This window comes from Pseudocitrobacter sp. 2023LY-00077 (assembly GCF_055796175.1).
Genome location: NZ_JBSPEI010000005.1, coordinates 79,210 through 103,443, shown reverse-complemented (window position 1 = coordinate 103,443; position 24,234 = coordinate 79,210). Strand labels below are relative to the sequence as shown.

The following is a 24,234-nucleotide window of genomic DNA, read 5'->3' as shown; positions in this document are numbered from 1 at the left end:
TTTATTACGCTTCGTCGCCGAACCAGCAAATATTACGGGCGGCCATGATGAGCTCGCCGGCTTTCTCGTCAGTTAAACCTTCGATATCAGCCAGGTCATCAACGCCTTGTTCAGCGAGATCTTCCAGCGTACAAACACCACGAGCTGCCAGTTTGAATGCCATTGTACGATCCAGCCCTTCAAGGTTGAGCAGATCGTCAGCCGGTTTGTTATCACCGAGGCTTTCTTCCTGGGCCAGTGCCAGAGTGGTCAGTGCGTTTTTAGCACGTTCGCGCAGTGCCTCAACGGTGTCTTCATCAAGACCGTCGATTTCCAGCAGTTCTTTCATTGGCACGTAGGCCAGTTCTTCCAGCGTGGAGAAGCCTTCTTCAACCAGCACTGTCGCGAAATCTTCATCAATATCGAGATATTTGGTGAAGGTATCGATCGCTGCGTGCGCTTCAGCCTGATGCTTCGCCTGCAGGTCATCAACGGTCATCACGTTGAGTTCCCAGCCGCTCAGCTGCGAGGCAAGACGCACGTTCTGACCGTTACGGCCAATCGCCTGCGCCAGGTTGCCCGCTTCAACAGCGATATCCATAGTGTGTTTATCTTCGTCGACCACGATAGACGCGACATCCGCCGGCGCCATTGCGTTGATCACGAACTGCGCCGGGTTATCGTCCCAAAGAACGATGTCGATACGCTCGCCGCCCAGTTCTGTCGAAACGGCCTGAACACGCGCACCGCGCATACCCACGCAAGCACCCACCGGATCGATACGCTTATCGTTGGTTTTCACGGCGATTTTCGCACGAGAACCTGGATCGCGAGCGGCTGCTTTGATTTCAATAACTTCTTCGCCAATTTCTGGCACTTCAATGCGGAACAGTTCGATCAGCATTTCCGGCTTGGAACGCGTGACGAACAGCTGTGCGCCACGCGCTTCCGGACGTACGGAATAAAGTACACCACGGATACGGTCGCCTGGACGGAAGTTCTCACGCGGCAGCATATCTTCACGCAGGATAACGGCTTCAGCATTGTTGCCGAGATCCAGAGAGATGTTGTCACGGTTCACTTTCTTCACCACGCCGGTGATGATTTCACCTTCGTGCTCGCGGAACTGATCAACGACCATTGCGCGTTCAGCTTCACGAACTTTCTGGACGATAACCTGTTTCGCCGTTTGGGTGGTGATACGGTCGAAGGTCACAGATTCGATCTGGTCTTCAACGTACTCACCCACGTTCAGGCTTTCGTCTTCGTAGCGTGCTGCTTCCAGGGTAATTTCTTTAGTCGGCTGCGTGACCTCTTCAACGATCACCCAACGACGGAATGTGTCGAAATCGCCGCTCTTACGATCAATTTCTACGCGAACGTCAATTTCTTGCTCGTATTTTTTCTTAGTAGCCGTTGCCAGCGCGCTTTCCAGCGCTTCGAAAATCTTCTCACGCGGCAGCGCTTTCTCATTGGAGACGGCTTCAACAACAGCCAAAATTTCTTTGTTCATCGGGGCCTTTCACCTCAATCCAGACTGTTAAAAGTGGGGAACCAGGTTCGCCTTCTGGATGTTACTCAGCGCGAACACTTCATCTTTGCCTTCGACTGTCACAGTGATCATTTCACCGTCTACCGCTTTGATAATGCCCTGCCATTTACGACGGTTCTGAACCGCCATGCGCAGGACCAGCGTCACCTCTTCACCCAGGAAACGCGTGTAGTGTTCCGCGGTGAACATAGGACGATCGAGGCCCGGAGAGGAAACTTCCAGGTTGTAAGCCACAGTAATCGGATCTTCTACATCCATTACCGCGCTTACCTGGTGGCTCACATCAGCACAATCATCAACATTGATGCCATCTTCACTATCAATATAGATGCGCAGTGTGGATGTGCGACCGCGAATAAATTCGATGCCGACCAGTTCGTAGCCCAGGGCTTCAACTGGTGCCGTAATCATCTCTGTTAATTTTTGCTCTAATGTGGACAAACCCACCCCCAAGACATAAAAAAAGGGCGTAAAGCCCAGTTATTCTGTAGTCAGATAACAAAAAACCCCGATAAATCGGGGCTTTAGATAACTGAACCCTATAGCCGCAACTGCGGCCTGGAGAACCTTCCGAAAGAATTTTTTTCAAATCCAGCTACGAAGGCCTAAGTCTTCACAGTATATTTGAAAAAGAACTCTAAGGGAAAGTGGTTGCGGGGGCCGGATTTGAACCGACGACCTTCGGGTTATGAGCCCGACGAGCTACCAGGCTGCTCCACCCCGCGCCTGAAACGTGGCAAATTTTACGCGTTTTGAGTAAAAAATGCAAATAATGCTGGGATTTGGTACCGAGGACGGGACGTAAAATCGGCCTGTAGTATAAGGAAGAAAGTAACATCCTGTCAACCTCACATTCTATGCAGCGGACAAGCAGTATCACTGGCGGTAATGTGTCAGGAGTGATACGCCGAAGCGATAAGGATTTTTCACTGAAAATCGCACGAAGCACTTCCGGTATTGCGCAAAAGATGATTAAATGAAAACTCATTTATTTTGCATAAAAATTCACTGAGAGCGAAAAAGCGTTTTCTCCATCAGTCTATCAAAGCAGGGTTTTACTTTATGACGACGATTCTCAAGCATCTTCCGGTAGGTCAACGTATTGGTATCGCCTTCTCCGGCGGTCTGGACACCAGCGCGGCGCTGCTGTGGATGCGACAAAAAGGAGCAGTGCCTTATGCCTATACTGCAAACCTGGGCCAGCCTGATGAAGAAGACTACGACGCTATCCCACGCCGTGCCATGGAATACGGCGCAGAGAACGCTCGTCTGATCGACTGCCGTAAGCAGCTGGTTGCAGAAGGTATTGCCGCTATTCAATGTGGCGCCTTCCACAATACCACTGGCGGTCTGACCTACTTCAACACAACCCCACTCGGCCGTGCCGTTACCGGCACCATGCTGGTTGCCGCCATGAAAGAAGATGGCGTGAACATTTGGGGCGACGGCAGCACCTATAAAGGCAACGATATTGAACGTTTCTATCGTTATGGCCTGCTGACCAACGCCGAACTACAGATTTACAAACCGTGGCTCGATAGCGACTTTATCGATGAACTTGGCGGTCGCCATGAGATGTCTGAGTTCATGATTTCCTGCGGCTTCGACTACAAGATGTCTGTTGAGAAAGCCTACTCCACCGACTCCAACATGCTCGGCGCGACGCACGAAGCGAAAGATCTGGAATTCCTGAACTCCAGCGTCAAAATCGTTAACCCGATTATGGGCGTGAAGTTCTGGGACGAGAACGTGAAGATCCCGGCAGAAGAAGTGACCGTACGTTTTGAACAGGGTCATCCGGTCGCGCTGAACGGTAAAACCTTCAGTGACGACGTGGAGATGATGCTGGAAGCGAATCGTATCGGTGGCCGTCACGGTCTGGGCATGAGCGATCAGATTGAAAACCGTATCATTGAAGCAAAAAGCCGTGGCATCTACGAAGCTCCGGGGATGGCGCTGCTGCATATCGCTTACGAGCGTCTGCTGACCGGTATTCACAACGAAGACACCATCGAGCAGTATCATGCGCATGGCCGTCAGTTGGGTCGTCTGCTGTACCAGGGCCGTTGGTTCGATTCTCAGGCGCTGATGCTGCGTGATTCACTGCAACGCTGGGTCGCAAGCCAGATTACCGGCGAAGTAACGCTGGAACTGCGTCGCGGGAACGACTACTCCATTCTGAATACCGTGTCTGACAACCTGACCTATAAAGCAGAGCGTCTGACTATGGAGAAAGGCGACTCCATGTTCTCTGCCGAAGATCGTATCGGCCAGCTGACTATGCGTAATCTGGATATCACCGACACGCGCGATAAGTTGTTTGGTTATGCGAAAACCGGTCTGCTCTCTTCCTCAGCCGCCAGCGGTGTTCCGCAGGTTGAGAATCTGGAGAAGAAAGGGAAGTAATTGCGTCTCTGTCGATGCATCTAAAAAGCCGCGTAAGCGGCTTTTTTTGTGGGTAGGTTGTACCGCCGTCTGGCGGTTCTGCTGCTTGCACGATGCCTGATGGCGCTTCGCTTATCAGGCCTACGAAGCGTGCGGTGTTTGGTGTTTGGTGTTTGGTGTTTGGTGTTTGGCACATTTGTAGGCCGGATAAGGCGAAGCCGCCATCCGGCGGTTGTGCCGCGTGCACAATGCCTGATGCGCTGCGCTTATCAGGACGGGTCACAGACGAAAAAAAAGACGCTTTTCAGCGTCTTTTTTCGGAATATTGGTACTGAGGATGGGACTCGAACCCACAAGCCCGTTAGGGCACTACCACCTCAAGGTAGCGTGTCTACCAATTCCACCACCTCAGCACAGATACAACTCTTAGTGTGGGATATCGCTGGTCGGCTGAGCCGGTGCAGCTGGCTGAGTTTGCTCGGTTTTCGGCGCACTCAGATTTTCCCACTCGCTTCCTTTATTGGTCTTGTTGCTGTTAATGTTACCCAGCGCCAGACTGATAATGAAGAACAACGTTGCCAGAACTGCGGTCATGCGGGTCATGAAGTTACCAGAACCACTTGAACCAAACAGCGTGCCGGAAGCGCCTGCTCCGAAGGAGGCTCCCATATCAGCGCCTTTACCTTGCTGCAGCATGATCAGACCTACGAGGCCAATCGCTACAATAAGGAAAACTACTAAAAGAGCTTCGTACATAATCAACCTGTTCCTTGCGGAGTTGCCGCATACCAATTGCTTCGACCAATTAAAGTGGGCGTTTTTAATGTTTCCCACTGAAGCGGGTGTGAATACTAACCAAAGCGAATCACCTTCGCAAGGGCAATTTTATCGCATTGTATCAACTGCGGAAAAAAACAGCAAAAAAGCCTATTTTCCCTAAAAGAAAGGCGGCAATCGCCGCCTTATTAATCACTTATCGCCAGTATCAGACCGCTTTCACCGCATCCGCAATACGATTAGCGAAAGCAGTAACCTGTGCTTCATCCTCGCCCTCGACCATCACGCGAATCAGCGGCTCAGTGCCAGATTTACGCAGCAGTACGCGGCCACGGTTGCCCAGTGCGGATTCCACTTCCGCCGTCACCGCTTTTACGGTCTCATTTTCCAGCGGGTCGCCGCTACCCGCAGTGAAGCGGACGTTGACCAGCACCTGCGGGAACATTTTCATCCCGCTGCACAGGTCATGCAGAGACATATGGTTGCGTACCATCGCTGCAACGACCTGCAATGCCGCCACAATACCGTCGCCCGTCGTGGTTTGGTCCAGCAGGATGACGTGGCCGGAGTTTTCCGCGCCAATGCGCCAGTCTTTCTCCTGCAGTTTTTCCAGCACGTAACGGTCGCCGACTTTGGCGCGTACAAACGGAATACCTAACTGCTTCAGCGCGACTTCCAGACCCATGTTGCTCATCAGGGTGCCGACCGCGCCACCGCGCAGTTTGCCCTGACGCAACCCTTCACGGGCGATGATGTAGAGGATCTGGTCACCGTCAACTTTGTTACCTTCATGGTCAACCATGATGACGCGGTCGCCGTCGCCATCAAAGGCGATGCCAAGATGCGCTTTCTCGGCCAGTACGCGCGCCTGTAAGGCACGAACGTCGGTTGCGCCGACTTCCTGGTTAATGTTGACACCGTCCGGCTCACAGCCGATGGCAACAACCTGCGCGCCCAGTTCGCGGAATACGTTCGGCGCGATGTGATAAGTAGCACCGTTCGCACAGTCAACCACGATTTTCAGGTCGTTCAGACTCAGTTCGTTCGGGAAGGTCGCTTTACAGAATTCAATATAGCGGCCCGCGGCATCCACGATGCGGCTGGCTTTACCCAGCTCGGCAGAATCCACGCAGCTGATCTCTTTTTCCAGCTCAGCTTCGATGGCTTCTTCAACTTCATCCGGCAGTTTGGTGCCGTCGATGGAGAAGAATTTGATGCCGTTGTCGTAGTATGGGTTGTGCGATGCGGAGATAACAATGCCTGCCTCGGCACGGAAGGTACGCGTCAGGTAAGCCACCGCAGGGGTCGGCATTGGGCCAGTAAAGGACGCAGAGAGCCCCGCAGCGGCCAGGCCGGCTTCCAGCGCAGACTCCAGCATATAGCCTGAGATGCGGGTATCTTTACCGATGATGATCTTACGTGAACCATGGCTTGCCAGCACTTTCCCGGCCGCCCAGCCTAGTTTCAATACGAAATCAGGGGTGATTGGCGCATCGCCTACGCGGCCACGAATACCATCGGTACCAAAATATTTACGTTTACTCATAGCGTTTGTTTTCCTTCGCTGACAACGTAGCTTCCACCACGCGCATCGCTTCTACAGTTTCTTTGACATCATGGACACGAATAATATGCGCCCCCTGCATTGCGGCAATCACCGCACACGCCAGGCTGCCACTGAGACGTTCGGTGGGCCCAACGTTCAGCAACTGACCAATCATCGACTTACGCGACATTCCAACGAACAGCGGAAGACCAAAATGATGGAATTCGGACAGGCGTGCCAGTAATGCATAATTATGGGAGAGATTCTTACCGAAACCGAACCCCGGGTCGAGGATCAATTTCTCTTTTCCGATACCTGCCGCTTTGCAGCGTGCAATTTGCTCAATAAAGAAGCGATTCACATCCGCAAAAACGTCATCATACTTCGGCGCTTCCTGCATCGTTTTTGGGTTGCCCTGCATATGCATCAGGGATACGGGCAGGCCGGTTTCAGCTGCCGCTTCCAGCGCGCCGGGTTCGTTGAGCGAGCGGATATCATTAATTATGTGTGCGCCTACGCGCGCAGATTCGCGGATGACTTCCGGTTTTGATGTATCGACGGAGATCCACACCTCAAATCGCTGAGCAATCGCCTCTACGACGGGGATCACGCGCTCCAGCTCTTCTTCGACGCTGACGTCAGACGCTCCAGGGCGCGTAGACTCACCGCCCACATCCACAATCGTCGCCCCGGCGTTAATCATCAGGTTAGCGTGCTTCACCGCCTCCACTAACGTATTGTGCGTTCCGCCATCGGAAAATGAATCCGGCGTGACGTTCAGAATGCCCATAACGTGAGGGTGAGAGAGATCCAGCGTGGAGCCCTGGGCGAAGAGTTTCATGGCTAATCCTTCCGATTGATTCTTGTCTTGAATGTAAAAAAACCCTGAGGCAAGCCTCAGGGTTTCAGGTGATGCTACGTTATCACGTGCGGATAACTTATTTGTCGCCTAACTGTTCTGACATGGTGTTGCCCGGGTTCGGCGTACGCGGTTCATCGACCGGACGCGGCGCACGCGGGGTGCCATTGTTGTCAGAATTGTTGGATGAACCCGGTTCTTCCCAGCCAGCTGGCGGGCGAACATCACGGCGGGCCATCAGGTCATCAATCTGCGGCGCATCGATGGTCTCATATTTCATGAGCGCATCTTTCATTGAATGCAGGATGTCCAGATTATCGTTTAGCAACTGACGCGCACGGTCGTAGTTACGTTCGATCAGCAATTTTACTTCCTGGTCGATGATACGCGCAGTTTCATCAGACATATGTTTCGCTTTCGCGACAGAACGGCCCAGGAACACTTCGCCTTCTTCTTCCGCGTACAGCAGCGGACCGAGTTTGTCGGAGAAGCCCCACTGGGTGACCATGTTACGCGCCAGGTTCGTCGCGACTTTAATGTCGTTCGACGCACCGGTAGAAACATGCTCTGCACCGTAGATGATCTCTTCTGCCAGACGACCGCCATACAGCGTAGAAATCTGACTTTCCAGTTTCTGACGGCTGGCGCTGATCGCGTCGCCTTCAGGCAGGAAGAAGGTCACACCCAACGCACGTCCGCGCGGGATAATCGTCACTTTGTGCACCGGATCGTGTTCCGGTACCAGGCGACCAATAATCGCGTGGCCTGCTTCGTGGTACGCGGTGGATTCTTTCTGCGCTTCCGTCATCACCATGGAGCGACGTTCCGCACCCATCATGATTTTGTCTTTCGCTTTTTCGAACTCAACCATCGATACAACGCGTTTGTTGCCACGAGCCGCAAACAGTGCCGCTTCGTTCACCAGGTTCGCCAGGTCTGCACCGGAGAAGCCAGGGGTACCACGGGCAATAATTGCCGCGTCAATATCCGGCGACAGCGGTACGCGACGCATGTGAACTTTCAGGATCTGCTCACGACCGCGAACATCTGGCAGGCCAACCACAACCTGACGGTCGAAACGGCCAGGACGCAGCAGCGCCGGGTCAAGAACGTCCGGACGGTTAGTTGCCGCGATAACGATAATACCTTCGTTACCTTCGAAGCCGTCCATCTCAACCAGCATCTGGTTCAGAGTCTGTTCACGTTCATCGTGACCACCGCCCAGGCCTGCGCCACGCTGGCGGCCTACGGCGTCGATTTCATCGATAAAGATGATGCACGGTGCCGCTTTCTTCGCCTGTTCGAACATGTCACGCACACGAGATGCACCCACACCGACGAACATTTCTACGAAGTCAGAACCGGAAATCGTAAAGAACGGAACCTTCGCTTCGCCAGCGATCGCTTTCGCCAGCAGCGTTTTACCGGTACCCGGAGGGCCGACCATCAGGACGCCTTTCGGAATTTTACCGCCCAGTTTCTGGAAACGGCTCGGCTCACGCAGGTATTCAACCAGCTCAGCCACCTCTTCTTTCGCTTCGTCACAGCCTGCGACGTCAGCAAAGGTGGTTTTGATCTGATCTTCCGTCAGCATGCGCGCTTTGCTCTTACCGAACGACATGGCACCTTTGCCACCGCCGCCCTGCATCTGGCGCATGAAGAAGATCCAGACACCGATCAGTAACAACATCGGGAACCAGGAGATGAAGATAGAAGCCAGCAGGCTCGGTTCTTCAGGCGGTTCGCCAACCACTTTGACATTTTTAGTCAGCAGGTTGTCGAGAAGCTTCGGATCGTTAACCGGAATGTAAGTCGTGTAACGGTTACTATCTTTCTTGGTAACGTTGATCTCACGTCCGTTGATACGCGCTTCGCGAACCTGGTCCTGATTGACCTCTTGCAGGAAGGTAGAGTAGTCCACCTTGCGGCTATTCGACTCGCTGGGCCCAAAGCTCTGGAATACTGACATCAGCACAACGGCAATGACCAGCCAGAGTATTAGGTTTTTCGCCATGTCACTCAAGGGATTAACCTCTTATTACAACTGTGTTAAAAACAGCGTCAGGATACTCTATATCCAGTGTCTTTCAAACTTTCGTTTGAAAATCCACCGTCTATGGTTTTCGCCCGGTCGCTACAATGTACACTTCTCGCGAACGTGCGCGGGAAGAGTCCGGCTTACGAACTTTCACCTTCGTAAACAGGGAGCGAATTTCCCTTAGATACTCATCGAAGCCTTCGCCCTGGAACACCTTCACTACAAAATTACCGCCTGGCGCTAATACATCACGAGCCATTTCAAGCGCCAGCTCCACCAGATACATGGCGCGGGGGATATCCACCGCGGGTGTTCCACTCATGTTTGGTGCCATATCTGACATGACAACTTGTACTTTACTGTCACCCACGCGTTCCAGTAACGCTTTCATAACGAGTTCATCACGAAAGTCGCCCTGAAGGAAGTCCACACCAACGATTGGATCCATAGGTAAAAGATCGCAAGCAATGATGCGGCCTTTGCCACCAATCTGCGTGACCACGTACTGTGACCAGCCTCCTGGGGCAGCACCGAGGTCGACAACCGTCATCCCCGGCTTAAAAAGTTTGTCACTTTGCTGTATTTCATCAAGTTTAAACCAGGCACGGGAACGTAACCCCTTTTTCTGTGCCGCTTGAACATATTTATCGCTAAAGTGTTCCTGAAGCCAGCGACTTGAGCTGGCAGAACGCTTCTTACCTGTCATTTAACTTTCCCATCGGGGCAGAACATCGTTGCCATGCGGCGTAAATTTCAACGCACTATTTGGCGATATATGGGAGATGGCGGTAGAATGACCCGTTTTCAATCCCAACGTAAGCAAAAATATACGATGAATCTGAGTACTAAACAAAAACAGCACCTGAAAGGTCTGGCACATCCGCTCAAGCCGGTAGTCATGCTTGGCAATAATGGTTTGACCGAAGGGGTACTGGCCGAGATTGAACAAGCGTTAGAGCACCATGAACTTATCAAGGTGAAAGTCGCGTCTGAAGATCGCGAGACCAAAACCTTGATCGTGGACGCTATCGTGCGCGAAACCGGCGCCTGTAACGTACAGGTCATCGGTAAAATGCTGGTGCTTTATCGCCCGAGTAAAGAGCGTAAAATCTCGCTGCCACGTTAAGAATATCCTAAAATTGCACACAACAGTGTGTAAAACGAGGGTTTTCCTTCGCGAAGGCTAGCAACATGCCACGCTCTTCAGCTTGATAAAAGGCCGCTATGCGGCCTTTTTCTTATCTTTACAATGCATCAACAACTCTGTGTTGGGCAACCGTTAAAGATACTCTACCTTAATGATTTCGTACTCAACTTCGCCGCCTGGCGTGCGAATGGTTACGACATCATCCTGCTCTTTGCCGACCAGGCCACGCGCGATCGGTGAGTTCACAGAAATCAGATTCTGCTTAAAATCCGCCTCATCATCACCCACGATACGGTAGGTTTGTTCTTCATCAGTATCGAGGTTCAGTACGGTGACGGTGGAGCCAAAAATCACGCGGCCATTGTTAGGCATTTTGGTGATGTCGATCACCTGCGCGTTAGACAGCTTGGCTTCGATATCTTTAATACGGCCTTCGCAGAAGCCCTGCTGCTCACGGGCGGCATGGTATTCAGCGTTCTCTTTCAGGTCGCCGTGTTCACGCGCGTCCGCAATAGCCGCAATGATTTCTGGGCGGCGAACAGATTTCAGAAAATCGAGTTCTTCACGCAGTTTTTCTGCGCCACGAAGGGTCATCGGAATAGCTTGCATTTGTTATACCTCTTGAACATTCCTGTTGGGAGCAGTTCACCCCACTCCGGCTCTCAGCCCGCCTGACAACGCCACGCGGCCAGGCCAGAAGCAAAAGAAAACCGACCCGGGTACAAAGTCCCAGGTCAGCAGCAATTTCTCATTTGATAAGCATTTTACCCTGAAGTTCACTATGGGTCATCGTTTACTTTACAGGGCGTTGCGCCGTAGTATGTCGGCTTGTTTCCAGGTTGTTAGCGCGGGATTATGCGATTTTCCAGATTTATCATTGGATTGACCACCACGATAGCGTTTAGCGTCCAGGCCGCGAATGTTGAAGAGTACACCAGTCAACTTCCTGCAGGGGCCAATCTTGCTTTTATGGTGCAAAAAGTGGGCGCAGCAGCGCCAGAGATTGACTACCACAGTCAGCAGATGGCGCTGCCTGCCAGTACGCAGAAAGTGATCACTGCGCTTGCGGCGTTGCTACAGCTTGGCCCTGACTTCCGTTTTACCACCACCCTTGAGAGTAAAGGCAGCATTGATGATGGCACGCTGAAAGGCGACCTGGTGGCACGATTTGGCGGCGATCCGACGCTAAAACGCCAGGATATTCGCAATATGGTGGCGAACCTGAAAAAAGCAGGCGTACAGAAAATTGAAGGTAATGTGCTGATTGATACCTCGATTTTCGCCAGTCACGATAAAGCCCCTGGCTGGCCGTGGAACGACATGACCCAGTGCTTCAGCGCCCCGCCCGCTGCCGCGATTGTCGATCGCAACTGCTTCTCGATTTCTCTCTATAGTGCGCAAAAAGCGGATGATTTAGCGTTTATTCGCGTCGCTTCCTACTATCCGGTGACCATGTTCAGCCAGGTACGTACGCTGGCGAAAGGCTCCCCGGACGCGCAATACTGTGAGCTGGACGTGGTGCCAGGCGATCTTAACCGCTACACCCTGACCGGCTGTCTGCCGCAGCGTTCCGAGCCGCTTCCACTGGCTTTCGCGATACAGGACGGCGCCAGCTACGCCGGCGCGATCATTAAAGATGAACTGAAGCAGGCTGGCATCACCTACAGCGGCACGCTGCTGCGCCAGACGCTCGTCAACGAGCCGGGAACGGTCATCGCCAGTAAGCAATCTGCGCCGCTGCACGATCTGCTGCGGATCATGCTGAAAAAATCGGACAACATGATCGCCGATACCGTTTTCCGGATGATTGGCCACGCGCGTTTCAACGTGCCGGGTACCTGGCGCGCTGGTTCGGATGCGGTACGTCAGATCCTGCGTCAGCAGGCGGGCGTCGATTTAGGCAACACGATTATCGCCGATGGCTCCGGCCTTTCACGGCATAACCTGATCGCCCCTGCGACGATGATGCAAGTTCTGCAATATATTGCTCAGCATGATAACGAGCTGAACTACATCTCCATGCTGCCGCTCGCCGGGCACGACGGTTCTCTGCAATACCGCGCAGGTCTGCATCAGGCGGGCGTGGATGGCAAAGTTTCCGCGAAAACGGGTTCACTGCAGGGTGTGTATAACCTGGCCGGATTTATCACCACCGCCAGCGGTCAGCGCATGGCGTTTGTGCAGTATCTTTCGGGCTATGCGGTTTCACCGGCGGATCAACGTAACAGGCGTATTCCGTTGGTGCGGTTTGAGAGTCGGTTGTATAAGGATATTTATCAGAATAACTGAGCATAAAAAAACCCGGCCATCAGGCCGGGTTTTTTAGGTTAACGCTTGTAAATGAACTCAACGCCTTCTTCGTCGTCTTCGTCCCAATCGTCATCCCAGTCTTCATCATCTTCTTCTTCGACAGCCGCTTCTTCAAGCTGCTGACGGTGGTAGTCATCCCACATGAATTCGACTTTTTCCGGCTGCGCCGCTTCTTCAGCAGAGACAATCGGATTCTCGATGATAAAGGTCATGACATCCCAGCACAGGTCTTTTACGCCCTGCTGACTGGCGGCGGAGATCAGGTAGTGTTTACCTTCCCAACCCAGCGCGTCTGCAATCTCCTGAGCCTTCGCTTCAGCTTCCGCTTTATCCATCAGGTCGATCTTGTTGAAGACCAGCCAGCGTGGCTTACCGGCCAGTTTTTCGCTGTACTTCTCCAGTTCGCCAATAATAATGCGGGCGTTCTCAACCGGATCGGAACCGTCGATTGGCGCAATGTCGATGAGGTGCAGCAGAACACGGCAGCGCTCAAGGTGTTTCAGGAAGCGGATACCCAGACCAGCACCTTCCGCTGCGCCTTCGATCAGCCCCGGAATATCGGCAACCACGAAGCTCTTCTCGTTATCCATACGCACCACACCAAGGCTTGGCACCAGGGTGGTAAACGGATAATCCGCCACTTTCGGCTTCGCCGCAGACACGGCGCGGATGAAGGTGGATTTACCAGCGTTCGGCATACCCAGCATCCCAACGTCGGCCAGCAGCATCAGTTCCAGTTGCAGGTCACGTTTATCACCCGGCGTACCCATCGTTTTCTGGCGCGGAGTACGGTTAACGGACGATTTAAAACGGGTGTTCCCCAAACCGTGCCAGCCACCTTTTGCCACCATCAGACGCTGACCATGTTTGGTCATATCGCCCATGGTTTCGCCAGTACCCTGATCGATAACACGCGTACCAACCGGCACTTTAACGGTGACGTCTTTCCCGCGCTTACCGGTACAGTCACGGCTCTGGCCGTTCTGGCCACGTTCAGCACGGAAAGATTTTTCGAAACGGTAGTCAATCAGGGTGTTCAGGTTCTCGTCCGCTTCCAGCCAGACATCACCGCCATCACCGCCGTCGCCGCCATCAGGGCCACCGCGTGGAATATATTTTTCACGGCGGAAGCTTACGCAACCATTACCGCCATCACCTGCTACAACCAGGATCGTTGCTTCATCAACAAACTTCATTTTACTCTCCGTAAATCATTCGCCTGAGCGGGGGACAACTACAACCGCCTCACGCTTACGCCACCGTCCCCAAAGACGGTGACCAATGGCGGAATACATTGCGCCCGCAACCACGACAAACGCACCGAGATAACCGATAAGGTTTAACATCGGTCTGGCGAAGAAATCGGGCCAGGCCATTGATAATAAATCTGAAAACAACAGTGTAAACAGTGGGGTGAGCGTCACAATCGCGCTCACCTGCGCCGCCTGCCAGCGAGCCATGGCTTCCGCCAGTGCGCCATAGCCAACCAGTGTGTTCAGCCCACAGAAAATCAGGCAGGCCAGCTGCCAGTCACTGAGCTGATGGATAACCGCCGGCTTTGCCAATGGCAGCAGCGCAATAGTACATAAAGTGTACAGTAAAAACAGGATCTGTTGTGACGCCAGCCGCCGCAATAACACCTTTTGCGCGACGCCATAGCTCACCCAGACCATCGCCGCCCCGACACCGAAGATAACGCCCCAGGTGTAGTCGGTCAGGCGCGTGAAAATCTCAATCAAACTGGTGTTGAAGAACATCACCAGCCCACAGACCAGCATGATAGCGCCAACAATCTGCGTACCGCGCATTTTCTCTTTGAGGATAAATACGCTGGCAACCATCATCCCAACGGGAGAAAGCTGCCCAATGACCTGCGAAGCGGTCGGACTGACATATTGCAGCGAGGAGCTGAAGAGAACAAAGTTCCCAAACAGACCGCCTGTGGCAATCGCCAGCAGCACCAGCCAACGCGGGTTACGGAAAATTCGCAGCGGCGGCAGCTTACGCTTCACCGTCAGAATGAGGCCGAGGCCGACAGTGGCCATTAAAAAGCGATAGAAGACAACGGTAGGCGGTTCCATGACCTCCAGTACCTGCTTCATTGCAATCGGCAAAGCACCCCAACATATCGCCGTGGTGAGTGCCAAAAGAATACCAATACCTGCCTGCTGCTTCATACCGGATTCCCTGCCTGAGACCACTGTGATTTTCCGGGCGTCGAATGTAAAAAGCCCCGCAACGAGTTGCGGGGCTTTAATCCGTTACCGGACCACGAAAACCTTACTCAGCAACGATGCTGATGTATTTACGGTTGTTCGGGCCTTTAACTTCGAATTTCACTTTACCGTCTGCTTTAGCAAACAGAGTGTGGTCACGACCGCAACCTACGTTGTTACCAGCGTGGAATTTGGTACCACGCTGACGAACGATGATGCTACCCGCCAGAACGGTTTCGCCACCGAAACGCTTAACGCCAAGACGTTTAGCTTCTGAATCGCGACCGTTACGAGTTGAGCCGCCAGCCTTTTTATGTGCCATTTAAATCTCTCCTCAGGTCTTAGGCGCTGATGCCAGTAATTTTCACATCAGTGAACCACTGACGGTGGCCCTGCTGCTTACGGTAGTGTTTACGACGACGAAACTTAACGATTTTAACTTTCTCGCCACGACCGTGAGCAACAACTTCAGCTTTGATTACGCCGCCATCAACGAAAGGAACGCCGATTTTGACTTCTTCACCGTTTGCGATCATCAGAACTTCAGCGAATTCAACAGATTCGCCAGTTGCGATGTCCAGCTTTTCCAGGCGAACGGTCTGACCTTCGCTTACTCGGTGTTGTTTACCACCACTTTGGAAAACCGCGTACATATAGAACTCCGCTTCCGCGCACATTAATCGTGTGATTCAGAGTGCGCTATAAATATTCACAATAGGGCGCGAATATTACGCAAAACGCGAGCCTTTGACAAGTGCTACCATCAATACATGCAGAAAAAAAACACAACTTTCACGGTAACGTTTATCTGAGCCGTTTTTTCAGTACAATCAGTACTACAACTCTAACGTAAAACCTTCGTTATCCTGTATGGATAAGTGGTAAACAGGACATTAAGCCCGGCTTTTGCGATGAATCTACAACAAATCAATGAGTTAACCGCGCAGGATATGGCGGGTGTCAATGCAACGATTCTTGAACAGCTCAACTCAGATGTTCAGCTCATCAATCAGTTGGGTTATTACATCGTCAGTGGAGGTGGAAAACGCATTCGCCCTATGATCGCCGTACTGGCAGCACGCGCTGTCGGCTACGAGGGAAATGCCCATGTAACCATCGCCGCGCTGATTGAGTTTATCCACACTGCCACGCTGCTGCACGACGATGTGGTGGATGAATCAGACATGCGTCGCGGGAAAGCGACCGCGAATGCCGCGTTCGGTAATGCGGCAAGCGTCCTGGTCGGCGATTTCATCTACACCCGCGCGTTCCAGATGATGACCAGCCTCGGCTCGCTGAAGGTGCTGGAAGTGATGTCGGAAGCGGTGAACGTGATTGCAGAAGGCGAAGTTCTGCAGTTGATGAACGTCAACGACCCGGATATCACCGAAGAAAACTACATGCGCGTGATTTACAGTAAAACCGCGCGCCTGTTTGAAGCGGCATCCCAGTGTTCCGGCCTGCTTGCGGGCTGTACGCCAGAGCAGGAAAAAGGCTTGCAGGATTATGGACGTTATCTCGGTACTGCTTTCCAGTTGATTGATGATTTACTGGATTACAGCGCCGATGGCGAGACGCTCGGCAAAAACGTGGGTGATGACCTCAACGAGGGCAAACCGACGCTGCCGCTGCTGCATGCCATGCGTAACGGTACCCCGGAACAAGCGCTACTGATTCGCGGCGCGATTGAGCAGGGTAACGGGCGTCATCTGCTGGAGCCGGTTCTGGAAGCGATGGCGGCCTGTGGCTCGCTGGAGTGGACGCGTCAGCGCGCCGAAGAAGAAGCAGATAAAGCCATTGCCGCCCTCTCACCGCTGCCGGATTCCCAATGGCGCGATGCGCTTATCGCCCTCGCCCACATCGCCGTTCAGCGCGACCATTAATCCTGTCTTTCTCTCCCGCGCACCTTGCGGGAGAGTTCCAGTAAAATCCAAAAAATGATAATTCACGCCTGATGGCGTCAATAACTTGATGTTTTCTGAATTTTGAGTCGTGTTACATGAACTTTTTAGAGCTTATCTACAGAAAGCGTTATAGTACTCCCGTGTTGTTTTCACGAGCAATTTAGCTTCTGAACAGGGAGGTAACATGGATAAGTTTATTGACTGGCACCCTGCGGATATCATCGCGGGTCTGCGCAAAAAAGGCACAACAATGGCGGCGGAATCCCGCAAAAATGGCCTGAGTTCCTCTACGCTTGCCAACGTTCTGTCGCGCCCGTGGCCGAAAGGTGAGCTGATTATCGCCAAAGCACTGGGTACAGAACCGTGGGTTATCTGGCCGTCACGCTATCACGACCCTATCACGCATCAGTTTATTGATAAGACGCAGTTGATGCGTCAGTCGAAAAAGAAATAAACCTCAGAAAGCACAACGCCTCTCACGCTGCGCGTAAGAGGCGTTGTCAGCAGAACGATTACTCGCCCTTCACACGTTCGATATTCGCACCCAGCGCGCGCAGTTTGTCTTCAATGCGCTCGTAGCCACGGTCGATGTGATAGATACGGTCAACAATGGTGGTACCTTCCGCGATGCAACCTGCCAGCACCAGGCTTGCAGATGCACGCAGATCGGTCGCCATCACCTGAGCGCCGGAAAGTTTCTCAACGCCGTGACAGATAGCCGTATTGCTTTCGATTTCCGCACGAGCGCCCATACGGATCAGTTCAGGAATGTGCATGAAACGGTTTTCGAAGATGGTCTCGGTGATCACACCCGTACCTTCCGCCAGCATATTCAGCAGGGTGAACTGCGCCTGCATGTCGGTCGGGAAGCCAGGGTGCGGCGCAGTACGCACGTTCACCGCTTTCGGACGCTGACCGTGCATATCCAGGCTGATCCAGTCGCTGCCGACTTCAATTTCAGCACCGGCTTCGCGCAGTTTCGCCAGCACGGCGTCCAGCGTTTCCGGGCAGGCGTTACGGCAGATGATTTTGCCGCGAGAGATTGCCGCCGCCACCAGGAAAGTACCGGTTTCAATACGGTCTGGCAGTACGCGATAAACACCGCCACCCAGGCGTTTTACGCCTTCGATGGTAATGCGATCGGTGCCCTGGCCGCTGATTTTCGCGCCCAGCGCAACGAGGAAGTTTGCCGTATCGACAATTTCCGGCTCACGCGCGGCGTTTTCAATGATGGTGGTGCCTTCAGCAAGCGTAGCAGCCGACATGATGGTCACGGTGGCGCCAACGCTCACTTTGTCCATCACGATGTGCGCGCCTTTCAGGCGGCCGTCGACGGAGGCTTTTACATAGCCTTCTTCCAGCTTGATGGTCGCGCCGAGCTGTTCCAGACCAGTAATGTGCAGGTCAACCGGACGCGCACCAATGGTGCAACCGCCAGGCAGCGAAACCTGACCCTGACCAAAACGCGCTACCAGCGGCCCAAGGGCCCAGATAGAAGCACGCATGGTTTTCACCAGTTCATACGGCGCGCAGAAGATGTTCACACCGCTGGCATCGATGTGTACCGAACCATTGCGCTCAACTTTCGCGCCTAACTGGCTCAGCAGCTTCATCGACGTATCAACGTCTTTCAGTTTCGGGACGTTTTGAATCTCTACCGGCTCTTCCGCCAGCAGTGCGGCGAAGAGGATTGGCAGTGCGGCATTTTTAGCGCCGGAAATAGACACTTCGCCCTGGAGCTTAGTCGGCCCCTGAACACGGAATTTATCCATTATTCTGTTCTCTGTTAAAAGTCATACTCGCCATCGATTCACGCCTTTACAGGCGAATCCATGGCTCAAAATCCGTTAAGTTTACGGTCGCGCGCCCACTCTTGCGGGGTATACGCTTTGATTGACAGGGCATGGATGCGGTTGTCCGCAATATACTCCATCAGCGGGGCATAGATAGTCTGCTGCTTCTTGACCCGGCTCATGCCGTCAAACATCTCACCCACCGCGATAACCTGAAAGTGGCTGCCATCGCCCGAGACGATCGCTTCCTGAAGGGAGAGTGCATTCATCAGCACGGTCTGAATTTCATGATTTTCCATGGGTTCACATTTTTATCTGATAGAGAAAACAGCCCAACATCTTAGAGGAAAGTGACGCAGGCTTAAACAATCAAAAAGCCCCATCGTGCAGATTGATGGGGCTTTGGGAGTAATCAACAGCAATAACGCACTGAAAGTATTATGGGATCATATCTGCTGGCAGATTATACAACCCGGCGAGCGTGGCGACGTTTTCGCTCACACCTTTAACGCTGGCTGTATTTCCCTGACGGCGGATCAGCTCGATAAAGTGGATTAATAACGCCAGGCCGGCGGTATCAACGCGGCTTAAACCACTTAAATCAATTACCTGCGCGCCGCTCGTCGCCTCTGCTCTGGCGTCCCACAGGGGAACCAGCAGATCTTGATCCAGTTCACCGTGTAGCGACAGGATTTCCCCATCGCGCGTCCAGCTTAACTGTTCTGTCATTATTTTTTCTGTTCCAGCGTGATCGGCTGGCTGGAGATGGATTTCAGCTGTGCGGTCAGGCCATCAATGCCTTTAGTGCGCAGCAGATCGCTCCACTCGTTTTGCTTGGTGGTGATCATGCTCACCCCTTCCGCAATCATGTCGTAAGCCTGCCAGTTACCCGTCTGGGTATTTTTACGCCACTGGAAGTCCAGGCGCACTGGCGGGCGGCCGTTCTGGTCGATGATGGTCACGCGGATTGGCACGATAGACGCATCGTTCAGCGGCTGTTCCGGCGCGATCTGGTAGGTCTGACCGTGGTACATCGCCAGCGCCTGGCCGTATGCCTGTTTCAGGTATTCACGGAACGCCACGAAGTAAGCGTCACGCTGTGCCGGCGTCGCGTCTTTGTAGTAACGGCCCAGCACCAGCGCACCGGCGTATTTTACCTGCACGTACGGCAGCAGTTCCTGATCGACCACGTCGCGCAGGTAGTTTGGATTCGCGCGAATTTTCGGTTGTTCATTTTTCAGGCGATCAAAAGTTTTCTGCGCCGCTTCATTCATCAGCTTGTACGGATTGGACTGGTCAGCCGCCGTTGCCGCGGTTAACGGGGCAATCACCAGCATAGCGACCATCAATAAGCGTTTAAACATGAGTTAAGTCTCCTGAAATTAATTCGTCGAGCCAGCAGCAGGCGTCGCAGCATCAGTATGTCCTTCGCCGGAGCTCTGCGCATCGCCTGAATTCTTATTGTCACCGCCTTTACTGTTGCTGCTGTAAAGGAACTGACCGATTAAATCTTCCAGCACCATCGCGGATTTAGTGTCCTGAATGGTCCCGCCATCTTTAAGGATAGCCGTTCCCAGCTCAGGGTCTTCAAATCCGACGTTCAGCGCCAGATACTGTTCCCCCAGCAGGCCGGAGGTGCGGATTGCCAGCGAGCTGGTATCCGGAATATGGTTGTAACGCTCTTCGATATCCAGCGCCACGCGCGGCAGATAGGTTTTCGGGTCGAGGGTGATGTCCGCGACGCGACCAATCACTACCCCGCCGATACGTACCGGCGAACGCGCTTTCAGGCCGCCGATGTTATCGAAGGTAGCGTAAATGCGGTATGTCGGCTCCACACGCAGCGAGGTAACATCCGCCGCTTTCAGGCAGATAAACAGCGCCGCCAGCATGGCAACCAGCAAAAAGATACCGACCCAGATTTCACTCTTTTTCGTTTGCATTCACTCAATTCCCAAACATCAGTGCCGTCAGCACAAAGTCCAACCCAAGTACCGCCAGCGACGAATGCACCACGGTGCGCGTTGTCGCCCGGCTGATCCCGGCAGAAGTGGGGATCGCATCGTAACCGTTGAATAACGCAATCCATGTAACCGTAATGGCGAAGACCACGCTCTTAATCAGGCAGTTCACCAGATCAAGACGTAAATCCACCGCGTTTTGCATTGCCGACCAGAAGAAGCCCGCATCAATACCTTTCCAGCTCACACCAACCAGCGAGCCGCCCCACACACCCACCGCGACGAACATAATCGTCAGCAGCGGCAGCGAGATGACGCCCGCCCAGAAACGTGGGGCAATGACGCGACGCAGCGGATCGACCGCCATCATCTCCATACTGGAGAGCTGTTCCGTCGCGCGCATCAGGCCGATTTCCGCCGTCAGTGCGGAACCTGCGCGGCCCGCAAACAGCAGCGCGGCAACTACCGGCCCCAGTTCACGCAGCAGCGACAGCGCCACCAGCATGCCTAAACTGGTCTCAGCGCTGTAGGTGGTCAGCACCAGATATCCCTGAAGCCCCAGCACCATGCCGATAAACACCCCGGACACGATGATGATCAGCATCGACAGCACGCCAACATTATAAAGCTGACGCACCAGCAACGGCGCATGCTTACGAAACTCCGGCTTGCCGACGATGGCATTGAATAACATTAACCCGGCGCGCCCGAACGTCGCGAGGGTCTTAATCCCGCGATGGCCCAGCGCGGCCAGTGCATTTAACAGCATGAGTAAGTTAGCTCCCTGTTCCTAAGAGATCGCGGCGATAGTCGCCCGCAGGATAGCGGAACGGCACAGGCCCGTCGGCAATGCCGTCGAGGAACTGGCGTACCCGAGGATCGTCATTTTCCTGCAATGCCGACGCGCTCCCGTGCGCGACAATTTTTTTATCCGCCACGATGTAGGCGTAATCCGCGATACTCAGCACTTCAGGCACATCGTGCGAAACCACGACACAAGTGACACCCAGCGCGCTATTGAGTTCCGAAATCAGTTTGACCAGCACGCCCATGGTGATGGGGTCCTGACCAACAAAAGGTTCATCAAACATGATGAGGTCGGGCTCAAGCGCGATCGCGCGCGCCAGCGCCGCACGTCGCGCCATGCCGCCGGAGAGCTCTGACGGCATCAATTTCGCCGCCCCACGCAGGCCGACAGCTTCCAGTTTCATCATCACCGTGCTTTTCAGCAGAGCGGGAGGAAGATGCGTGTGCTCACGAATAGGATAGGCGACATTGTCAAAAACGTTCATGTCGGTGAACAGCGCGCCGGACTGAAACAGCATGCTCATGCGCTTACGCACGGTATACAGGCGCGAGCGGGACATCTCCGGCACATTCTCGCCGTCAAACAGGATCTCGCCGCTGTCCGGTGGGATCTGCCCGCCAATCAGGCGCAGCAGCGTGGTTTTGCCGATGCCCGACGGCCCCATGATGGCAGTAATTTTTCCGCGCGGCACCGAAAGCGAGATATTGTCAAAGATGACACGGTTCCCGCGCGTAAAGCTCATTCCCCGGACATCAACAAGATTCGCTAAACTCTGGCTCATACGTTTACCTTTACCAGGACCTTAACAGGGTGAGCATGGAATGATTCCCTGCCCTAAACCCGACATTCTTACAGAATCTGCTCTGCTTTGGTTAACGAAATCTGGCATTTGTTTTACTTTTACAGCGCATAAAGTCAAAATTAAGAATTCGTTACGACCAGGCGTTACGGACTAGCGATTATACCTTAAGAAAGGACTTTGAATGCTTTTAGCGACGGCTCTGTTCATAATTGGTTTACTTCTGGTGGTTTACAGCGCCGACCGTCTGGTTTACTCCGCATCAATACTGTGTCGCGCGGTAGGTATCCCGCCGTTGATTATTGGTCTGACGGTGGTCAGCGTCGGCACATCATTACCGGAAATTATTGTTTCTTCCGCCGCCGCGCTGCACGGGCAGGTCGATTTAGCCATTGGCACCGCCATTGGCTCGAATATCATCAATATTTTATTGATCCTTGGGCTTGCCGCCTTGCTGCACCCTTTTACCGTGCATTCTGATATCCTGCGCCGCGAAGTTCCCTTAATGTTAATCGTCAGCCTGCTGGCGGGCTATGTGTTGTATGATGGTGAATTATCACTGTTTGATGGCGTTTTTTTGCTCGCGCTGGCGGTGCTTTGGTTGCTGTTTACCGTTAAAATCGCCCGGCTGGCGGAACGTCAGGGAAACGATAGCCTGACCCGCGAACAGGTCGCGGAACTCCCTCGCGAAGGTTCGCTGCCGGTTGCGTTCCTGTGGCTCGGTATCGCATTGATTATTATGCCCATGGCGACGCGTATGGTTGTGGATAACGCTACCGTACTGGCCAATTTCTTTGCCATGAGCGAGCTAACAATAGGCCTGACCGCCATTGCGCTGGGTACCAGTCTCCCAGAACTGGCAACGGCAATCGCGGGCGTGCGCAAAGGCGAAAATGACATTGCCATTGGTAATATCATCGGCTCCAACTTTTTTAATATCGCCATTGTTCTTGGAATACCGGCGCTGCTTGCGCCTGGCGCGTTTAACCCACTGGCCTTCACCCGCGATTACGGGGTGATGGTTATCGTGAGCGTGATTTTTGCGTTGCTGTGCTGGCGACGTCAACAAATTGGCCGCGTGGCGGGCGCGCTCTTAACCGGCGGGTTTATCGCATGGCTGGCGATGCTCTGGTGGGCGACGCCGCTCTTTGTAGAATGAATCGGGATAACATTATGTCGCAAATCGATTTGCAACCGGGTTTTGACTTCCAGAAAGCCGGGAAAGAGGTGCTGGAGATTGAACGCGAGGGCCTGGCCCAGCTCGATCAATACATCAACGACGACTTCAGCCGCGCCTGTGAGAAAATCTTCTACTGCAGCGGTAAAGTCGTGGTGATGGGCATGGGGAAATCCGGGCATATTGGCCGCAAAATGGCTGCGACATTTGCCAGCACCGGCACCTCCGCGTTCTTCGTGCATCCGGGCGAAGCCGCACATGGCGATTTGGGCATGGTGACGCCGCACGATATCGTCATCGCCTTGTCTAACTCCGGTGAATCAAACGAAATTCTGGCATTGATCCCAGTTCTGAAACGTTTACAGGTGCCGCTGATTTGCATGACCAGCCGCCCGGAAAGCAGTATGGGCCGCGCGGCGGATATCCATCTGTGCGTGAAAGTGCCGAAAGAAGCCTGCCCGTTGGGCCTGGCGCCGACTTCCAGCACCACCGCGGCGCTGGTGATGGGTGATGCGCTGGCAGTTGCGTTGCTGAAAGCGCGCGGTTTCACTGCCGAAGATTTTGCGCTCTCCCACCCCGGCGGCGCACTGGGTCGCAAGCTGTTGCTGCGCGTAAACGATATTATGCACACCGGCGACGAAATTCCGCGCGTCAGCAAAGAAGCCTCTTTGCGTGATGCGCTGCTGGAAATTACCCGCAAAAACCTCGGCATGACGGTAATTTGCGATGCCAACATGAAGATCGACGGTATCTTCACCGATGGTGACCTGCGCCGCATCTTTGATAATGGCGCCGATTTACGTAGCCTGAGCATCGCCGATGTGATGACCCCAGGCGGCATTCGTATCCGTCCAGGTACGCTGGCCGTTGACGCGCTAAACCTGATGCAATCACGCCACGTCACCTGCGTGCTGGTTGCCGATGGCGATCACCTGCTGGGCGTCATCCATATGCATGATTTACTGCGCGCAGGCGTAGTGTAA

General features: G+C 53.5%; 26 protein-coding genes and 2 tRNA genes. 7 read left to right on the top strand and 21 right to left on the bottom strand.

The features are described 5' to 3' along the window. Window positions 1-4 precede the first annotated feature (4 nt). The 3 genes from nusA to ACWWFX_RS08425 all read right to left on the bottom strand — a co-directional run bounded on the left by nusA (window position 5) and on the right by ACWWFX_RS08425 (window position 2,256). On the bottom strand, window positions 5-1,492 hold the full coding sequence (gene nusA, locus ACWWFX_RS08435) for a transcription termination factor NusA (protein WP_276220935.1): 1,488 nt from the start codon (window positions 1,490-1,492) through the stop codon (window positions 5-7). Window positions 1,493-1,519: 27 nt separating this feature from the next. Continuing rightward, window positions 1,520-1,972 carry a ribosome maturation factor RimP gene (gene rimP / locus ACWWFX_RS08430; protein ID WP_015962865.1) on the bottom strand — a complete coding sequence of 151 codons (453 nt, stop codon included), beginning with the start codon at window positions 1,970-1,972 and terminating at the stop codon, window positions 1,520-1,522. Window positions 1,973-2,179: 207 nt separating this feature from the next. Continuing rightward, a tRNA-Met gene (locus tag ACWWFX_RS08425) sits at window positions 2,180-2,256 on the bottom strand. Window positions 2,257-2,593: 337 nt separating this feature from the next. Between ACWWFX_RS08425 and argG the strand changes: the two genes are divergently transcribed. Beyond that, window positions 2,594-3,937: an argininosuccinate synthase gene (gene argG / locus ACWWFX_RS08420; protein WP_149463986.1), complete on the top strand. Its 1,344-nt coding sequence runs from the start codon at window positions 2,594-2,596 to the stop codon at window positions 3,935-3,937. A gap of 305 nt (window positions 3,938-4,242) precedes the next feature. On the opposite strand, the gene ACWWFX_RS08415 is transcribed toward argG, so the two are convergent. The 6 genes from ACWWFX_RS08415 to rlmE form a co-directional block, all read right to left on the bottom strand. Beyond that, window positions 4,243-4,329: transfer RNA gene (locus ACWWFX_RS08415), tRNA-Leu, on the bottom strand. 13 nt (window positions 4,330-4,342) lie between these two features. Further along, window positions 4,343-4,672: a preprotein translocase subunit SecG gene (gene secG / locus ACWWFX_RS08410; RefSeq protein ID WP_015962861.1), complete on the bottom strand. Its 330-nt coding sequence runs from the start codon at window positions 4,670-4,672 to the stop codon at window positions 4,343-4,345. 229 nt (window positions 4,673-4,901) lie between these two features. Then, window positions 4,902-6,239, bottom strand: coding sequence for a phosphoglucosamine mutase (glmM, locus tag ACWWFX_RS08405; RefSeq protein ID WP_276220943.1), 1,338 nt, complete (start codon window positions 6,237-6,239; stop codon window positions 4,902-4,904). Then, the gene (gene folP / locus ACWWFX_RS08400) at window positions 6,232-7,080 is read right to left on the bottom strand and encodes a dihydropteroate synthase (protein WP_473223578.1); all 849 of its coding nucleotides are present in this window, start codon (window positions 7,078-7,080) and stop codon (window positions 6,232-6,234) included. Before folP ends, glmM begins: the two co-directional genes overlap by 8 nt. A 97-nt stretch (window positions 7,081-7,177) precedes the next feature. Continuing rightward, on the bottom strand, window positions 7,178-9,112 hold the full coding sequence (ftsH, locus tag ACWWFX_RS08395; protein ID WP_276220948.1) for an ATP-dependent zinc metalloprotease FtsH: 1,935 nt from the start codon (window positions 9,110-9,112) through the stop codon (window positions 7,178-7,180). 100 nt (window positions 9,113-9,212) lie between these two features. Further along, on the bottom strand, window positions 9,213-9,842 hold the full coding sequence (rlmE, locus tag ACWWFX_RS08390) for a 23S rRNA (uridine(2552)-2'-O)-methyltransferase RlmE (protein ID WP_015962846.1): 630 nt from the start codon (window positions 9,840-9,842) through the stop codon (window positions 9,213-9,215). Between the two features lie 126 nt (window positions 9,843-9,968). Here rlmE and yhbY point away from each other — a divergent pair, with 126 nt between their 5' ends. Then, a complete protein-coding gene (gene yhbY, locus ACWWFX_RS08385) occupies window positions 9,969-10,262 on the top strand; it encodes a ribosome assembly RNA-binding protein YhbY (RefSeq protein ID WP_041686369.1) in 294 nt (97 codons plus the stop codon). 153 nt (window positions 10,263-10,415) lie between these two features. Here the strand turns inward: yhbY and greA are convergent, their stop codons facing one another. Next, a complete protein-coding gene (greA, locus tag ACWWFX_RS08380) occupies window positions 10,416-10,892 on the bottom strand; it encodes a transcription elongation factor GreA (protein ID WP_276220953.1) in 477 nt (158 codons plus the stop codon). 246 nt (window positions 10,893-11,138) lie between these two features. Between greA and dacB the strand changes: the two genes are divergently transcribed. Beyond that, window positions 11,139-12,572: a serine-type D-Ala-D-Ala carboxypeptidase gene (gene dacB, locus ACWWFX_RS08375; RefSeq protein ID WP_276220955.1), complete on the top strand. Its 1,434-nt coding sequence runs from the start codon at window positions 11,139-11,141 to the stop codon at window positions 12,570-12,572. A gap of 38 nt (window positions 12,573-12,610) precedes the next feature. On the opposite strand, the gene cgtA is transcribed toward dacB, so the two are convergent. From cgtA to rplU, 4 genes are all read right to left on the bottom strand, one after another. After that, complete coding sequence (gene cgtA / locus ACWWFX_RS08370; RefSeq protein ID WP_456146573.1) at window positions 12,611-13,789, bottom strand: Obg family GTPase CgtA; 1,179 nt, start codon at window positions 13,787-13,789, stop codon at window positions 12,611-12,613. A gap of 15 nt (window positions 13,790-13,804) precedes the next feature. Further along, window positions 13,805-14,770, bottom strand: a complete 966-nt coding sequence (locus tag ACWWFX_RS08365; RefSeq protein ID WP_276220958.1) for a DMT family transporter — start codon at window positions 14,768-14,770, stop codon at window positions 13,805-13,807. Window positions 14,771-14,873: 103 nt separating this feature from the next. Next, the gene (rpmA, locus tag ACWWFX_RS08360) at window positions 14,874-15,131 is read right to left on the bottom strand and encodes a 50S ribosomal protein L27 (RefSeq protein ID WP_007673187.1); all 258 of its coding nucleotides are present in this window, start codon (window positions 15,129-15,131) and stop codon (window positions 14,874-14,876) included. A gap of 19 nt (window positions 15,132-15,150) precedes the next feature. Next, window positions 15,151-15,462, bottom strand: a complete 312-nt coding sequence (gene rplU / locus ACWWFX_RS08355; protein WP_003025032.1) for a 50S ribosomal protein L21 — start codon at window positions 15,460-15,462, stop codon at window positions 15,151-15,153. 258 nt (window positions 15,463-15,720) lie between these two features. Between rplU and ispB the strand changes: the two genes are divergently transcribed. Next, window positions 15,721-16,692 carry an octaprenyl diphosphate synthase gene (gene ispB, locus ACWWFX_RS08350; RefSeq protein WP_015962839.1) on the top strand — a complete coding sequence of 324 codons (972 nt, stop codon included), beginning with the start codon at window positions 15,721-15,723 and terminating at the stop codon, window positions 16,690-16,692. 205 nt (window positions 16,693-16,897) lie between these two features. Then, the gene (gene sfsB / locus ACWWFX_RS08345; protein WP_231826119.1) at window positions 16,898-17,167 is read left to right on the top strand and encodes a DNA-binding transcriptional regulator SfsB; all 270 of its coding nucleotides are present in this window, start codon (window positions 16,898-16,900) and stop codon (window positions 17,165-17,167) included. A gap of 58 nt (window positions 17,168-17,225) precedes the next feature. On the opposite strand, the gene murA is transcribed toward sfsB, so the two are convergent. The 7 genes from murA to mlaF all read right to left on the bottom strand — a co-directional run bounded on the left by murA (window position 17,226) and on the right by mlaF (window position 22,056). Beyond that, on the bottom strand, window positions 17,226-18,485 hold the full coding sequence (gene murA, locus ACWWFX_RS08340; protein ID WP_015962837.1) for a UDP-N-acetylglucosamine 1-carboxyvinyltransferase: 1,260 nt from the start codon (window positions 18,483-18,485) through the stop codon (window positions 17,226-17,228). Window positions 18,486-18,550: 65 nt separating this feature from the next. Beyond that, window positions 18,551-18,805, bottom strand: coding sequence for a BolA family iron metabolism protein IbaG (gene ibaG / locus ACWWFX_RS08335; RefSeq protein ID WP_015962836.1), 255 nt, complete (start codon window positions 18,803-18,805; stop codon window positions 18,551-18,553). 139 nt (window positions 18,806-18,944) lie between these two features. After that, on the bottom strand, window positions 18,945-19,235 hold the full coding sequence (gene mlaB / locus ACWWFX_RS08330; RefSeq protein WP_276220970.1) for a lipid asymmetry maintenance protein MlaB: 291 nt from the start codon (window positions 19,233-19,235) through the stop codon (window positions 18,945-18,947). Further along, window positions 19,235-19,870: a phospholipid-binding protein MlaC gene (gene mlaC / locus ACWWFX_RS08325; protein ID WP_276220972.1), complete on the bottom strand. Its 636-nt coding sequence runs from the start codon at window positions 19,868-19,870 to the stop codon at window positions 19,235-19,237. Before mlaC ends, mlaB begins: the two co-directional genes overlap by 1 nt. Window positions 19,871-19,888: 18 nt before the next feature. Then, on the bottom strand, window positions 19,889-20,449 hold the full coding sequence (gene mlaD / locus ACWWFX_RS08320; protein WP_276220975.1) for an outer membrane lipid asymmetry maintenance protein MlaD: 561 nt from the start codon (window positions 20,447-20,449) through the stop codon (window positions 19,889-19,891). A 4-nt stretch (window positions 20,450-20,453) separates the two neighbouring features. After that, on the bottom strand, window positions 20,454-21,236 hold the full coding sequence (mlaE, locus tag ACWWFX_RS08315) for a lipid asymmetry maintenance ABC transporter permease subunit MlaE (protein ID WP_276220976.1): 783 nt from the start codon (window positions 21,234-21,236) through the stop codon (window positions 20,454-20,456). A gap of 7 nt (window positions 21,237-21,243) precedes the next feature. Then, a complete protein-coding gene (gene mlaF / locus ACWWFX_RS08310; RefSeq protein WP_015962831.1) occupies window positions 21,244-22,056 on the bottom strand; it encodes a phospholipid ABC transporter ATP-binding protein MlaF in 813 nt (270 codons plus the stop codon). Between the two features lie 202 nt (window positions 22,057-22,258). Here mlaF and ACWWFX_RS08305 point away from each other — a divergent pair, with 202 nt between their 5' ends. Next, entirely contained in the window at window positions 22,259-23,233 is a 975-nt protein-coding gene (locus ACWWFX_RS08305) for a calcium/sodium antiporter (protein WP_015962830.1), read from the top strand. 14 nt (window positions 23,234-23,247) lie between these two features. Continuing rightward, window positions 23,248-24,234 (top strand): arabinose-5-phosphate isomerase KdsD, encoded by a 987-nt coding sequence (gene kdsD, locus ACWWFX_RS08300; RefSeq protein ID WP_041686367.1) that lies wholly within the window; start codon window positions 23,248-23,250, stop codon window positions 24,232-24,234.